Annotated in this window: 13 protein-coding genes; 11 read left to right on the top strand and 2 right to left on the bottom strand. The window is 41.8% G+C overall.

What is annotated here, in order from left to right:
• Window positions 1–517: 517 nt before the first annotated feature.
• From ACM0OZ_RS31205 to ACM0OZ_RS31175, 7 genes are all read left to right on the top strand, one after another.
• Window positions 518–1,888, top strand: a complete 1,371-nt coding sequence (locus ACM0OZ_RS31205) for a glycosyltransferase family 2 protein (protein WP_414586707.1) — start codon at window positions 518–520, stop codon at window positions 1,886–1,888.
• A gap of 15 nt (window positions 1,889–1,903) precedes the next feature.
• On the top strand, window positions 1,904–3,715 hold the full coding sequence (locus ACM0OZ_RS31200) for an ABC transporter ATP-binding protein (RefSeq protein WP_414586706.1): 1,812 nt from the start codon (window positions 1,904–1,906) through the stop codon (window positions 3,713–3,715).
• 37 nt (window positions 3,716–3,752) lie between these two features.
• Window positions 3,753–5,384, top strand: coding sequence for a glycosyltransferase (locus ACM0OZ_RS31195; RefSeq protein ID WP_414586705.1), 1,632 nt, complete (start codon window positions 3,753–3,755; stop codon window positions 5,382–5,384).
• Window positions 5,381–6,445, top strand: coding sequence for a polysaccharide deacetylase family protein (locus ACM0OZ_RS31190; protein ID WP_414586704.1), 1,065 nt, complete (start codon window positions 5,381–5,383; stop codon window positions 6,443–6,445). Before ACM0OZ_RS31195 ends, ACM0OZ_RS31190 begins: the two co-directional genes overlap by 4 nt.
• Before the next feature lie 56 nt (window positions 6,446–6,501).
• A complete protein-coding gene (locus ACM0OZ_RS31185) occupies window positions 6,502–7,401 on the top strand; it encodes a helix-turn-helix domain-containing protein (RefSeq protein WP_414586703.1) in 900 nt (299 codons plus the stop codon).
• An 81-nt stretch (window positions 7,402–7,482) separates the two neighbouring features.
• Window positions 7,483–7,635: a hypothetical protein gene (locus tag ACM0OZ_RS31180; RefSeq protein ID WP_414586725.1), complete on the top strand. Its 153-nt coding sequence runs from the start codon at window positions 7,483–7,485 to the stop codon at window positions 7,633–7,635.
• The gene (locus ACM0OZ_RS31175; RefSeq protein ID WP_414586723.1) at window positions 7,562–8,023 is read left to right on the top strand and encodes a TspO/MBR family protein; all 462 of its coding nucleotides are present in this window, start codon (window positions 7,562–7,564) and stop codon (window positions 8,021–8,023) included. The genes ACM0OZ_RS31180 and ACM0OZ_RS31175 overlap by 74 nt, the downstream gene beginning before the upstream one ends.
• 88 nt (window positions 8,024–8,111) lie before the next feature.
• On the opposite strand, the gene ACM0OZ_RS31170 is transcribed toward ACM0OZ_RS31175, so the two are convergent.
• Together ACM0OZ_RS31170 and ACM0OZ_RS31165 are read right to left on the bottom strand one after the other, a co-directional pair.
• Complete coding sequence (locus ACM0OZ_RS31170) at window positions 8,112–8,423, bottom strand: BMC domain-containing protein (RefSeq protein ID WP_414586722.1); 312 nt, start codon at window positions 8,421–8,423, stop codon at window positions 8,112–8,114.
• Between the two features lie 281 nt (window positions 8,424–8,704).
• The gene (locus ACM0OZ_RS31165) at window positions 8,705–9,361 is read right to left on the bottom strand and encodes a hypothetical protein (protein WP_414586702.1); all 657 of its coding nucleotides are present in this window, start codon (window positions 9,359–9,361) and stop codon (window positions 8,705–8,707) included.
• 622 nt (window positions 9,362–9,983) lie between these two features.
• Here ACM0OZ_RS31165 and ACM0OZ_RS31160 point away from each other — a divergent pair.
• The 4 genes from ACM0OZ_RS31160 (at window position 9,984) to ACM0OZ_RS31145 (ending at window position 13,566) form a co-directional block, all read left to right on the top strand.
• Window positions 9,984–11,438, top strand: coding sequence for an APC family permease (locus ACM0OZ_RS31160; RefSeq protein WP_414586701.1), 1,455 nt, complete (start codon window positions 9,984–9,986; stop codon window positions 11,436–11,438).
• Window positions 11,439–11,771: 333 nt separating this feature from the next.
• Window positions 11,772–12,608, top strand: a complete 837-nt coding sequence (locus ACM0OZ_RS31155) for a sulfite exporter TauE/SafE family protein (protein ID WP_414586700.1) — start codon at window positions 11,772–11,774, stop codon at window positions 12,606–12,608.
• 1 nt (window position 12,609) lies between these two features.
• Window positions 12,610–13,173: a DUF1634 domain-containing protein gene (locus tag ACM0OZ_RS31150; RefSeq protein ID WP_414586699.1), complete on the top strand. Its 564-nt coding sequence runs from the start codon at window positions 12,610–12,612 to the stop codon at window positions 13,171–13,173.
• 207 nt (window positions 13,174–13,380) lie between these two features.
• Window positions 13,381–13,566, top strand: a complete 186-nt coding sequence (locus ACM0OZ_RS31145) for a hypothetical protein (RefSeq protein ID WP_414586698.1) — start codon at window positions 13,381–13,383, stop codon at window positions 13,564–13,566.
• Window positions 13,567–13,725: the final 159 nt, after the last annotated feature.

The following is a 13,725-nucleotide window of genomic DNA, read 5'->3' as shown; positions in this document are numbered from 1 at the left end:
TGAATAATCTTGGCAATAGGTATGGTTGTTGTTAGACAAAATTATCTACGTAATTCTCCGTAAATAGCATGTTGTTAACTCAATTTTAATCTTATCATCCTTGACAATCTAAATCATAAATTTTTAGACTAAATAAGTGTTTAATAAGTATATACTTATTATCCCTAAAAAGTTAAAAAAAAGCAGCACATGATACGAAAATTAAGTGCTGTGAATGATAGATTTTTGTGTTTTTACCTGGTTTGCACTAAGGTGATTTTCCTCTGATTAGAAGCAGTTCCAAAGAGTATAGCTAATATGCATTTCGCACTTTACTAATTTATTGATTTTGCTACTTATAGAGCGAAAATTTTGACAAATAAATGAGCGTAAGTTTTATTTTTGTTTGATATTATTAATGAAAAGATGCAATAACTAGATTTCTGCTATTAGTAGGAGTCAATATCACTCGGCAATAGTTCAGTCAAGTGGTAGAGCTTTGTCATTCAAATACCTAACATAATTATGCTGTAAATGAGTGGAATTAAAGCGACAATTTAGCAGTTATTTTCAGGGGTTTGTGCTTGGTTTTTATAAGTGGAACCACCAGCCGCCAGTGGTGGTTGGTGGATTCATTCGTTTTGTCTGGTTAGTTGCCACGGTAGAGAGAAATTGTCAGATTCATTTATTTGGTATTGACGTAATACTAGTTGTTTCACTATTAATGCATATGAATTTTCATCATCCACTAGTTTCAGTCATTATTCCTGCATATAACGCCGAAAAATTTATTGTTGAAACACTAAATTCTGTGCTTTATCAAACGTATAAAAATATTGAGGTATTAGTTGTTGATGATGGCTCCCAAGACCGAACTGCTGAAATTGTAGAATCTTTTGCCCAAAAAGACAACCGAATTATTTTTTTAAAACAAGTAAATGCTGGAGTGGCTGCTGCGCGTAATTTAGCCATTCAAAAGTCTAGTGGAGAATACATTGCACCGATAGATGCCGATGATATTTGGGATACTCTAAAAATAGAAAAACAACTGAAATTGATGTTGGAATCGGAATCATCAGTAGGGTTAGTTTATGCAAGGTCAGTGTTTATAAATGAACACGGTTCAGTGATTGGTAAATACCACAAAGCTGATGATTTTTTCGAGAGTCAAATTGTAGAGGGAGAGGTTTACACAGCTTTGTTGTACTCCAACTTTATGGCAAATGCCAGTGTACCTTTGATCCGCCGTGCTTGTTTCGAGCGAGTTGGTTATTATAACTGCAAATTAAGAGAAAAGAATGCTCAAGGTTGTGAAGACTGGGATATGTACCTGCGGATTGCTGAATTTTATCAGTTCCGAGTTGTGCCAGAGTTCTTAGTCGGATACCGTCAAGTCGTTGGAAGTATGTCTGCCAACTATTTGACAATGGCAAAGTCTTATGAACTAGTTTGGGCAGATGTGAAGCAACGACATCCAGAAATTCCCAATTATATTTATCAATGGTCTGCCAGTAATTTTTATATATTCTTGTCAAATAAAAGCTACACTTGCGGTAACAACTTAAGTTGTATCATGTGGCTGCATAAAGCAATAACCAAAGATTCTATGCAGCTTCTCAATACGGGATTATATAGGGTGTTGATTCCTTGTATTATAAAAATTTTATTGAAACCAGTGACATCTTTAATCTGGAAAGACCATAAAGCTTGGTTGAATTTTAAGCAACAGTTTAAGCAGAAACAACAAGGAATTAAAGTACTGGCAATTTCAGATATGAACGGGCAAATAAATATAGAAAGCCGAGAAAGTAAGAAATTGTATGATACAGTTTTGCAGCACAGATGGTCTCAAGTCTTTCAGACTTGTCAGACTGTATTAACTCCAAAGACAACGATAAAACAAGCTTGAGGATTTCCTGCCAATATGTTTGCACCAGAGCAAAAGACAATGACAGAAGCAAAGGCAATGAAAAGTCTCTTGCCACTGCTGAAACTTTATCCTTGGGCAATTCCAGCAACTATCGCTTTAGGCATTTTAGCCTCTTTGTCTGAAGGATTAGGAATTAGTCTATTTATACCTTTTCTCCAAAGTTTGGATACAACAAACTCGCAAGGAGGTGGTAACTTCTTAGTAGGTTTTTTGAATAGATTATTTATTAACGTTCCCCAGGACAATCGTCTCCTCATTATTCCGCTGTGTATTCTAGGATTAGTTTTGCTGAAAAATTGCCTTTCATATCTTAGCGGGCTTCTCAATTATTGGCTCTACTGGCATATCAGCCATCAGTTACTATCGAGGGTTTTTCAGCAGCTTTTAAGCGTGAGTTACAGCTTTTTGGACTCTCATCAATCAGGGAAATTATTCAATACGCTAGATGTCGAGACATGGCGAACCTGCGATGCAATATTTCTATTAGTTAATATTGCTATTAGTCTCTGTACAGTTTTTGTGTTTGTGATTCTGCTCATGCTGACATCTTGGCAACTCAGTTTGTTAGTTGCTGTTGCCTTGGTGCTGATTTCATTGAGTATTCAACAAGTGACACGCAAGGCAAAAAATTTGGGGAGACAGGCGGTAGAGGCAAATAACAAACTTGCTAACCGGGTGATGGAAGGCTTCTACGGCATGAGAGAGATTCGTGCCTTTGGTCATGAAGATTACGAACTACAGCGTTTTAAGCAGGCATCAACTCATCTACGTACTATTTCTATAAAACTATCTAACTTCTACGCAATTACGGGCCCGCTATCGGAATTTTTATCAGTTGCTTTATTAGTTTGTATTTTAATTATAGCTCTGCATTATAAATCTGATATTTCTACTTTATTAACATTTATTTTTATGCTTTATCGCCTCCAGCCAGTTGTGAGGCGGTTAGATAGTGACCGTGTTAATTTTCTTGGTTTATTAGGTGCTGTAGAGAATGTCATGTCCTTCTTGAACCGCTCTGATAAACAGTATATTCAATCTGGTGATATTCAGTTTCAAGGTTTACAGCGAGGAATCACTTTTGAGTCTGTTGATTTTCGCTACAACGCCACAGAAAAACCTGCACTTGCGGATGTTTCGATTTATATTCCACAAGGTAAAACAACCGCAATTGTTGGACCATCAGGTGGAGGGAAATCAACGCTCATTCGCTTGATTTGCCGCTTTTATGACATTACAGAGGGAGAGATTTATGTTGATAATTTTCCTCTAAAAAGCTTGAATTTATCTTCTTGGCGGAGTCGAATTGCGATTGTTAGTCAAGATGTACACATATTTAGTACAACAGTGGGGGAAAACATAGCTTATGGTCGATTAGATGCTACAAAAGCGGAAATTATTGCTGCTGCTAAAAAAGCGAATGCCCATGAATTTATTAGTAAATTACCTGAAGGCTACGATACTGTAGTTGGCGATCGCGGAATTCGGCTCTCAGGAGGACAAAGGCAGCGTATCGCTTTAGCTCGTGCGATCGTTCGTGAACCAGAGATTTTGATTCTGGATGAAGCGACTAATGCTTTAGATAGTTTATCTGAAAATCTCATTCAGGAAGCTCTTAATTCTTTTAGTCAAAATCGTACAGTGATTGTCATTGCTCACCGTTTATCTACTATTGAGCAGGCAGACCAAATTATTGTGGTGCAAGAAGGACGGGTTATAGAACAAGGCAATCTCCAGTATTTACTCAAACTTAATGGATTATTTGCCAAGCTCTACAATCTGCAATCTGGTGGTACTCAAGTTTAAATATTTAGAACTCATAAAATTAACAAGATTGTAGAAAATGATGAAGAATCAGCCTCTAGTTTCTGTGATTACTCCCTTCTTAAATGCTGAAAAATTCATCCAAGAAGCAATAGAAAGTGTACTCGCTCAATCGTATGAAAATTGGGAACTATTGTTAGTAGATGACGGTTCAACTGATAAAAGTAGCGCGATCGCCCAGCAGTATGCTTCCCTGTACCCACAAAAAATATATTATCTCGAGCATGAGGGTCACCAAAATCGCGGCAAAAGTACTTCTCGCAACTTGGGGATCAGCAAAGCTCAAGGCGAGTATATTGCTCTTCTAGATGCTGATGATGTCTACTTACCACAAAAACTAGAACAGCAAGTGGCAATTTTGGAGTCTCAGCCTGAAACTGGTATGGTCTACGGACCTACTCAACATTGGCACAGTTGGACAGGAAAACAGGAAGATTACCAACGTGACAATATGAGACCACTTGGTGTTCAGCCGAATACTTTGTTTTATCCGCCAAGCTTGCTGACTCAGTATTTAAACATTGATGGGATCGTACCTTGTACTTGTGGCTTGCTAGCGCGAAAGGAGGTCATAGAAGCTGTAGGGGGATACGATGACTCAATTCAGCATATGTTAGAAGACCAGGTGTTGCTGGCAAAAATTTGCCTACACACACCTGTGTTTGTGGACGGGAACTGCTGGGATCGGTATCGCCAACACCCAGATTCTAGTTGTTCTCAGGCAATGCAAGCAGGAGAGTATCATTATTCAAAACCCAATCGACCACATCAAATTTATTTGAACTGGCTGGAGAAGTACATCACTGCACAGGGAGTTAAAGACGCTGAACTTTGGAAGGGGCTACAAAAGGCTTCGTTCCCCTATCGCCATCCTGTGTTGTACTTCCTGTCGCGAGTCCAAAAGAAACTGAAGCGAATTGCACGCAAAAAATTACCCAGTTCCATCCACCGCTTTGTAGGAACGCAATTGCTTCGTGATAAATATATCCCCCCTACGGGATATGTGGATTTTGGTAGCTTGCGGCGAGTTACGCCCATGAGTCACGTGTTTGGCTATGATAGAGGTCAGCCTGTTGACCGCTACTATATTGAAAACTTCCTGACGCTTTATCAAGATGATATTCGCGGACGCGTGTTGGAAATTGGCGATGATGGCTATACAAGGCAGTTTGGTGGGAATCGCCTGACTCAAAGCGACGTCCTTCATGTCACAAAAGGCAACCCCAAGGCAACTATCATCGGGGATCTTTCCTCCGGCGACAATATTCCATCAAATAGCTTTGATTGCTTTATTCTGACGCATACAATACAACTCATTTACGATGTGCGGGCGGCGGTTGAGACAGTCTACCGCATCCTCAAGCCTGGAGGAGTCGCCTTGGTGACAGTTCCCGGCATTAGTCACATTGGCGACTATCAATGGGCTGATTACTGGTGTTGGAGTTTTACTGCTTTATCGGTACAGAAGCTGTTCGAGGAGTTCTTTCCCAAAGAAAATATTCAGATTGAGACTCATGGAAATGTGCTAGTTGCTACTGCATTTCTTTATGGGCTGGCAACAGAAGAACTGAAGAGGGAAGAATTAGACTACTGCGATCGCAATTATCAAGTCACAATTACTATCAGGGCGGTGAAGCCACAGACACCATGAAAATACCTGGAGTAGGCAAACTGAAGCGAGTGGCTAAACGCGTGCGGGGGCGTTTCGCACCAGGAGGTCTGATTTTGATGTACCACCGCATTATTCAGCTGGAACCTGACCCTTGGTCAATTTGCGTCAGTCCCCGCAATTTTGCCCAACAGATGGAAGTGTTACGTAAATTTGGCAAAGTTGTCTCGTTACAGCAATTAAACCAGACATTGCAACAGGGCAAGACTCCTCATTGGCAGATAGCTGTGACCTTTGATGATGGTTACACAGATAATTTGTATAATGCCAAACCTGTGTTAGAGCGTTACGACATTCCCGCCACCATGTTTCTCACCAGTGGATATATGGAGCAAAAACGTGATTTCTGGTCGGATGAACTCTCTAGGTTGTTGCTGGAACCTGGAACTTTACCAGAAGTTCTGTGTTTAGAGATTAACGGTACAACCCATCGCTGGGAATTAGGTACAGCAGCCAACTACAGCGAAGAACAATATCAGCAATATTGTTCTTGGAAAGCAATGGGGGAAGATAACCCCACCCCTCGCCATGCTCTTTTCCGCACACTTTACTGGCTGCTATCGCCCTTGCTCCCGGAAGCACGACAAAACGTTATGGATGAACTGCTGGCGTGGGCTGGTTCTGTCCCAATACTGCGCCAGAATCACCGCATTGTGAATTTAGAGGAAGTGTCTGCTTTAGCAAAGGGCGGGTTGATTGAAATTGGCGCTCATTCTGTGACACACCCATTTTTGTCTTTTCTACCTACCGCCAGACAGAGGGAAGAAATTCAACACAGCAAAACTCATCTTGAGGAGATTATAGGACAACCAGTGGTGAGTTTTGCATATCCCCACGGCAACTACTCAGAGGAAACAACAGCTTTAGTGCGGGAAGCGGGATTTACCAGTGCTTGCACAACGTATCCTCGGACTGTACGGCGGTGGGATTGGGCAAGGAACAGTGCCGGAGGCGATCGCTTTAAATTACCTCGCGTCGTTGTCGAGGATTGGGATGGAGAAGAGTTTGGCAAACGCTTGTCTGAGTGGAGAGCAAGGGGATAGTTAATCATACTGAAAGTTAGCTCGTTAAGATGAGATAGTTATTCATCTCTTGTGCTATGGCTCCCAAGGACAAGCTACCGATTGTCAATTTGGCCCAACAGCTTAACCCTGTTTTGACACATCATCCTGTCCTGTCGAGTGATCGATCAAGATGGAGTGGGATGTTTTTCGCCCACTTTCACCATCCCGCACATGAAAGTCCAGAACACCAGTGGGGGCAGCATCTCATTGGCATTACCAGTGTTAAGCATTCGCTTGAATCGAAGCATCGATTGAATGGTCAGCGCCAGAACAATTACTGTAGACCTAATGAGATATTGCTTGTTCCATCTGGAGTCAGTTATGCAGGTAGTTGGCAGCAAGCAGGCGAATTTTCCTTACTCGGTTTCTCTCCCAACTTCTTTAAACAAGTGGCGTTTGAATCTATTCAGACTAAGCAAATTGAACTCATTCCACAGTTTGCTGTAACTGATCCATTTATCCAACAAATTGGATTTGTCCTCAAAGCTGATGTAGAAGCGGGACATCCGACTGGTTCATTGTTTGGTGAATCGATAGCAACTGCATTGGTTGTTCATTTACTGAAACAGTATTCAGTGTGGCAACCACAGCTGTCATCTGAAACAATCGGTGGTTTAGCTAAGTACCAATTGAAAAAAGTACTGGATTATATTCATGCCCATTTCCACCAAGATACGAGCCTGTTAGACATGGCTAAAGTGTTGGATTTGAGCCAGTATCATTTTTGTCGTCTATTTAAACAATCAATGGGTATAGCTCCACACCAGTACGTTACTCAATGTCGTATTGATCGAGCAAAACAGTTGTTACTAAAGAGTCAATTGACAATTACAGAAATTGCCTTTGAAGTTGGCTTCACTAATCATAGTTCTTTCACCAGGGTCTTTCGCCAGTGTGTTGGTGTGACGCCTAAGACGTTTAGAGATTCGCAGTAAGATTTCAGCAAGATCTGCACAGTTTGAGCAAACCTTGTCAAGCTTTTGAGGAGGTGCGATCGCTACACTCAATATGCTGCGATGAGGAAACGCTATGCACAAAATCATGTGCAAAGAACCATACGAGCCAAAACCCAAGCGTCAAAAATCGCCTTGGTGGATGGCTCTCGTCTTCGCGATAGGCATTCTGACATTGGGCATGCTCGCCGCATTGTGGGGTTATTCAATGGGTAGTGGATACGAGCAACAGGTCATTAATCCGCCCATCTATCCACCCGACTGGTTTTTCTGGGCTATCTGGCTCGTACTATACCCCATGCTTGGAATCTCGACGTGGTACGTATGGCGGCGTCGGCAAGAGCCATCTGCCAAAGTTGCACTTGTGGTCTTCGTCATCCACTTCATCGCAAATCTGTCGTGGGTTCCGGTAGTACACGCAACGCAAAGTACGCTTGCCGTCCCGGTACTCATGGACATTTTTGTTGACTTATTTGTATTTGCCACCGCGATCGCTTACTGGCGTGCGTCGAAAACTGCGTTTCTGTGGCTGCTACCGTACCTCGCTTGGAACGTATTCACGACGTTCATCAAGATATGGAGGCTGCTTCTTAACGTCAGTTGAGTCTTCGCAGACAGCGACGACATATGTATCAGGGCTGTATTGCAAAAACTTTTTTAGGAGTGAATGATGAGCAACGTAATTCTTTTGTTCACATTATTCGGAACGGTTCTGATTTTTGAGTGAAATGGATCGGCAGAATACTTTCTACATTCTCTGGCGGATTAGGGACGATGTAGTGGGTGATAACGTGACCACCATTAGATTGATTACCTGCTTCAATACCCGCCTCAACTGCTCTTCTCACCTCAGCAGTGTGTCCCCGAACGGCGACTAACATCCGAGCGCTTTCCGCTAGCCCATAATAGACAATGGTGACTGCAGCAGCTTTCACCATTGCGTCCGCTGCTGCTAGCACAGCCGGAAAACCCTGGGTTTCAATGACTCCAACCGCCATTGGCATGGCTTTATACTCCAACAATTGGTGATATTCATTGTACAAGGAAGCACTCACAATTGCTGAACACACTTCCAACTAAAAAATCTCCAATTTGTACTAATCCTAGAAACAATGGTGGGTTACGGCGCACTTAGTCCTGTATGGAAAACCTCAACTGTCATGTGCCTAACCCACCCTACACAATGGATAATTTATTTTTTGGTACTCCCTTAGGGGATAATTTATTTGTTGGAAATCCCTTATTACTCAATCCCCAATCCCTAATCCCCAATCCCCAGTCCCCTTTACGATTGATTTGTAGGTGCGCTGGTGGCTCGTGTATCTATGAATGCCTGAGAAACTTTCGGTACATACCAGTTGATCTTCTCACCTTTTCCCAGTGGAGTCACAGGAACATTGAATTCAACTGCTCCCGTACCTTGATTTGTGCTCACAACTAAGTTGGTTCCTTTCGGCACCTGAATGACAGCACCACCCGTCAATTCTTGATTTTGTCCGTTAGGGGTGAGGGCGATCGCCGTAACATCATTTGGTATATAAACTCCTTGACAGTCCCAGTTATTCTGAGTTGTTTGACCATTCCCTAGAAAATACAATCCTGCACCATAGGGAAAATCATCATCATCAACATTTTCTGGTAGGGGTCCGTAGACAGCGAGAGTCTTTCCTGTTTCATTCCGGCACTGTCCCCAGTTGATCCCCGACTCGATAGTGTATTTTTGAAACTCTAGCTCATTGAGTCTAGTTTCGATTTGCTCTGGCGTCAAATCTTCAAGTTGCGTTTGTGTATTTTTCACTGAACGCAACTGATTAATCTCTTTAGTCAATGCTTTGTATTCAGTGCTCTTAGTAAATTTTGGTGCATCTGCCAAAGAAGGCTCAGCAAAAACTAAATTTGCCAACAATATTAGCACCATCAAAATACATTTGAAAGCTTTCATGACTTTTACCCAAAATGATTGACAAAAACATTTTTAAGCTTATGTCTTATAAGCAGAATTCGCAACATTGTACTTACTGCGTACTTACTGCCACTATGGCTCTGCAACTTACGCCTTTGTCTTACTAATTAACAGCTTACAATACCATCTATACTGATTTTTTACAACCTTAAGAAAAAGTTAATTTTATAAAGTATTTTTACGCTTACCGTATCTCTGCAATTTCCCTTGAGCAAGCCATACAGATACTTTGATGATTTACTTGGGCTGAATTTGAAGTTACTCTATTGGGATTTTATGTATTATCTGTTACTAATATTTTGTAGTTAAAAAGACTTTTTATCCTAAAAAAACAAAATTGAAGTATTCCGATGCACTTTATGTAAATTACGCTTTTTTAAAGCAAGATGATTTGTCATCTGTCAAAAGACTTGATTAAAAAAAAGACTTAAGGTAGGATTTAGTTTGCCAAGAAAACCAAACATAACAACTAAGTTCATTTCATTGTTTAAAAGAAATAAGTTAGGATTTGGGTTGCAAAAATCTTTGATTCAAAAGCTCTTTAATCATTCCCCATATTTCTATCTATATATGCGCCTTTCCCAACTTTAAAACTAGCAAAATGAAAAAGGAAATATCATCGTATCAGAGTGCTCATGGCTTAAAGCCAAACTGTCTATCCTTTGGAGAAGTACTAGCGCAATCGTTTGCCGTCATAGCTCCCACGACAATCCCAGCATCCAACATCGGCTTAATCGTAGCACTGTCAGGAAACGGTACCTGGCTAAGCTTTCTCATCGGTTTGCTTGGGCTAGTGTTTGTCAGCATCAACATCAACCATTTTGCTAGTCGTTCAGCTTCGCCTGGCTCACTTTACTCGTATATTGTTAAGGGACTAGGTCCAACAGCAGGTGTGATTTGCGGCTGGAGTTTGGTGCTGGCATACTTGTTTACAGGGATGTCAGTGTTGTGCGGTTTTGCCAACTTCAGCAGTATTTTGATTGGTCATTTGGGCATCCATCCCTCCAGCATTACCCTGTTGGCATTAGGTGCAGGGATTGCTTGGTATGCGGCGTATAAAGATATCCAACTGTCTGCGATCGCCATGCTGTGGATGGAGGGAATTTCCCTAGTCCTGATTGCGCTGTTATGTCTTTTGATCTGGGCGCACAAAGGTTTTGCACTCGATATGCCACAACTAACCCTAGAAGGTGTCACTCCTGGTAGTGTGGCAACAGGGCTAGTGCTGGTGATGTTTGGCTTTTCTGGGTTTGAAAGTGCCACCTCGTTGGGTGATGAAGCTAAAAACCCACTGCGAACTATCCCTAGATCTGTAATGGGTAGTGCAATTTTGGCTGGTTTGTTCTTCCTTTGCACAAGCTATATTGAAGTCCTAGGTTTTCGTGACGCAGGCGTTTCCATCACCAAGACAGAGGAACCATTGGCTTTCCTTTCCCAACAGATAGGCATGGGATTTTTAGGAGATTTGATTGCCTTTGGTGCGCTGTTTAGTTTCTTTGCCTGTGTACTTGGTTGTATCAATCCGGCTGCCAGAATTTTCTTCATGATGGCGCGTCACGGATTGTTTCATTCTCGCTTAGGTGCGGCGCACTCATCCAACCGTACACCCCACGTAGCAGTAACGATGTGTTCGTTCCTGACGTTCTTGGTTCCGGCGGTGATGGCGCTATTTCACATCAAATTGTTCGAGAGTATGGGTTATTTGGGAGCTATCTGTAGTTATGGATTTTTGACAGTCTACATCCTGATTTCGATCGCGGCTCCAGTTTACCTGCACAAGATGAGAAAACTGCGTCTGCATCATGTCGTGTTCAGTTTATTAGCAGTCGGCTTCATGATGATTCCTGTGTTAGGTAGTGTGGGAATTCCTGGTAGTACCATGTTCCCTGTGCCAGAACCTCCTTACAACGTGTTTCCCCACCTGTTTTTGTTATATCTGCTCCTCACTTGTGGCTGGTTCTTTTTGCAAAGGCTTCGCTCTCCAAGAATTGTTGTGGAAATGCGCCAAGGAATTGAAGAAATTCATACCAGATTCAACGACAGGCAAAAGCTTTAAAACAGTGAACAGTGAACAGTGAACAGTGAACAGGCGTATGGTGGGGGATGCGCGACCCGCCACCAACGCCTTCCACGCTCTTGGTGTGGTGTTTCCCCCTCTAAGCGATGAAACTGATAACTGATAACTGTTAAATTCATCAATCATACTTTTGGAATAAATTGAATAGAATGGGGTAGTGCTGAAAGTTATGAAAACTTGAAATTTCGTTTTCAGCCATCTACCACAAAAAGAATTAATCAACTATCATAAGTATGAAAATCAAAACTTTATTTATCCGTCTATAAATATCATTTTTTATTTAAGATTCTATATAAAATAGAGGAATAAAATTTGAATATTCTAGAGTTTTCTTTATTAGTTTGGATTGGGTCATTAACCGCAGGCTTTTTAGGAGCGCTTACTGGTTTAGGGGGTGGAGTTGTGATTGTCCCCTTATTAGTTTCAGTCTTTGGAGTTGATATCCGCTACGCAGTTGGTGCTTCCTTGGTGTCTGTCATTGCGACTTCCCTAGGTGCGGCATCTACATATATTAAGCAAGGATATACTAATTTGCGATTGGGAATGTTTCTAGAAGTAGCGACAACAATCGGAGCTTTAATAGGAGCAATGATAGCCACTTTTATTTCTGTTAAAGCATTGTCCATCGTCCTTGCTGTTGTTCTACTTTATTCGGCTTTCCTATCACAACAACCCAAACTCGACAACCTTGAAACTGAGTCACCTGACCCCACAGGAACTTATTTACAACTCAATGGTACTTACCCAACTCCTGAAGGACTGATGTCTTACCAAGTTCATTCTGTCCCCGGTGGGTTTAGCGTGATGTTAGTTGCTGGAATTCTTTCTGGATTACTTGGCATTGGTTCGGGAGCATTTAAAGTCTTGGCGATGGATCAAATTATGCGTATCCCGTTCAAAGTTTCTACAACCACCAGCAATTTTATGATTGGCGTTACCGCCGCCGCATCAGCAGGAGTTTACCTAGCGCGGGGTTACATCGATCCAGGACTATCAATGCCGGTCATGTTGGGAGTATTACCTGGTGCTTTTTTGGGGGCGCGAGTCTTGATAGGAGCCAAAACTCAGACTTTGAGAATTATCTTCTCTCTTGTGCTGGTGGTTATGGCGTTCAAGATGGTCTACAACAGTTTAATCGGGAGGCTTTAGAATGACGAAAACTTTTGGTTTCTGGTGGGGTTCATCTACATCATTAGAATCATCAGAGAGTGAAGTTATTAAATTCCAATTGCAGCAGGAAAAACCAAACAGTGATATTCAAGAGTTACCCCAGCAAAGCGTTAGCATGGTGACGAAGTCCTCCAATGACTGTGAGGTTGATGTAAACAAGGAAGATACGAAAACACTCAGCGAACTGCAATTTGAGGAGCTACTTAGTAAATTACTAAAATACGGCGTCATAATTGCTAGCACTGTCGTTTTAATAGGTGGCATATTGTACTTGATTCGCCACGGTGGTGAAAGAGCCGACTATCATTTTTTTCAAGGAGAACCATCTTATTTCCGTTCTCCCACTGGTGTTGTGACTGCGGTATTGTCAGGTAGTCGCCGTGGGATTATTCAACTTGGACTGCTGCTACTTGTTGCAACTCCTATTATTCGGGTGGTCATTTCTCTGCTTATTTTTCTACGGCGGCGAGAATTTACATACGTTGTTATTACTTTGATAGTTCTAACTACGCTAATTTATAGCCTTGTAGGAGCGTATTATTAATTAATCATTATTTCTTAAGGGTGCGTGTCACTTAAGCAGAACGCACTCTTTAACTACAGCTTCTTAGTGATATTAAAGCGCTTTTCATTTGTATAAACTACAAACCAATGGGTAGGCTTGCTGAGCCCTGCTTATTGATGTCAACTTAAGGTGAAAACCAGTATATAACACAATACGGTTCAGTTAAGGCTGGAAGCGTGATTAATAATGCGAAAGTTGGGTGTCAGCTTCTTTAAATATGTACGCGATACGCACAGCGTCAAGCCTCCGGCTTATCGCATTTCCCATGAAGGTGAGATTGGGAGACTGGTTGCGATCATCAAGGAAAAAGCAATGGTTCACTCACTCGGGTGGTCATGGAATACTTCCATGTTGCTTTCCCCGGATTATTGAGGGGATACGTTAAGTGCTTATGCAAGTTGGAAATCCTTATGCTGTCGTGGAAAACCGCCAACGAAAGTTTCCAAAACTACCCTTCCAATGAATTAATTCGCCAACGGTATCCGTATCTCGGCAGGCCGCGTGTTGGCATGATGATCCCTTCATCAGTTC

It is taken from the genome of Scytonema sp. PCC 10023, from assembly GCF_963920835.1.
Lineage (GTDB): Bacteria > Cyanobacteriota > Cyanobacteriia > Cyanobacteriales > Nostocaceae > Kalymmatonema.
This window is presented reverse-complemented; position numbering and strand designations above follow the sequence as displayed.

Coding starts and splice junctions, on each gene's coding strand:
- ACM0OZ_RS31200 (WP_414586706.1), top strand. CDS start 1,904: ATGTTTGCACCAGAGCAAAAGACAATGACAGAAGCAAAGGCAATGAAA.
- ACM0OZ_RS31195 (WP_414586705.1), top strand. CDS start 3,753: ATGATGAAGAATCAGCCTCTAGTTTCTGTGATTACTCCCTTCTTAAAT.
- ACM0OZ_RS31190 (WP_414586704.1), top strand. CDS start 5,381: ATGAAAATACCTGGAGTAGGCAAACTGAAGCGAGTGGCTAAACGCGTG.
- ACM0OZ_RS31185 (WP_414586703.1), top strand. CDS start 6,502: ATGGCTCCCAAGGACAAGCTACCGATTGTCAATTTGGCCCAACAGCTT.
- ACM0OZ_RS31180 (WP_414586725.1), top strand. CDS start 7,483: ATGAGGAAACGCTATGCACAAAATCATGTGCAAAGAACCATACGAGCC.
- ACM0OZ_RS31175 (WP_414586723.1), top strand. CDS start 7,562: ATGGCTCTCGTCTTCGCGATAGGCATTCTGACATTGGGCATGCTCGCC.
- ACM0OZ_RS31170 (WP_414586722.1), bottom strand. CDS start 8,423: ATGCCAATGGCGGTTGGAGTCATTGAAACCCAGGGTTTTCCGGCTGTG.
- ACM0OZ_RS31165 (WP_414586702.1), bottom strand. CDS start 9,361: ATGAAAGCTTTCAAATGTATTTTGATGGTGCTAATATTGTTGGCAAAT.
- ACM0OZ_RS31160 (WP_414586701.1), top strand. CDS start 9,984: ATGAAAAAGGAAATATCATCGTATCAGAGTGCTCATGGCTTAAAGCCA.
- ACM0OZ_RS31150 (WP_414586699.1), top strand. CDS start 12,610: ATGACGAAAACTTTTGGTTTCTGGTGGGGTTCATCTACATCATTAGAA.
- ACM0OZ_RS31145 (WP_414586698.1), top strand. CDS start 13,381: ATGCGAAAGTTGGGTGTCAGCTTCTTTAAATATGTACGCGATACGCAC.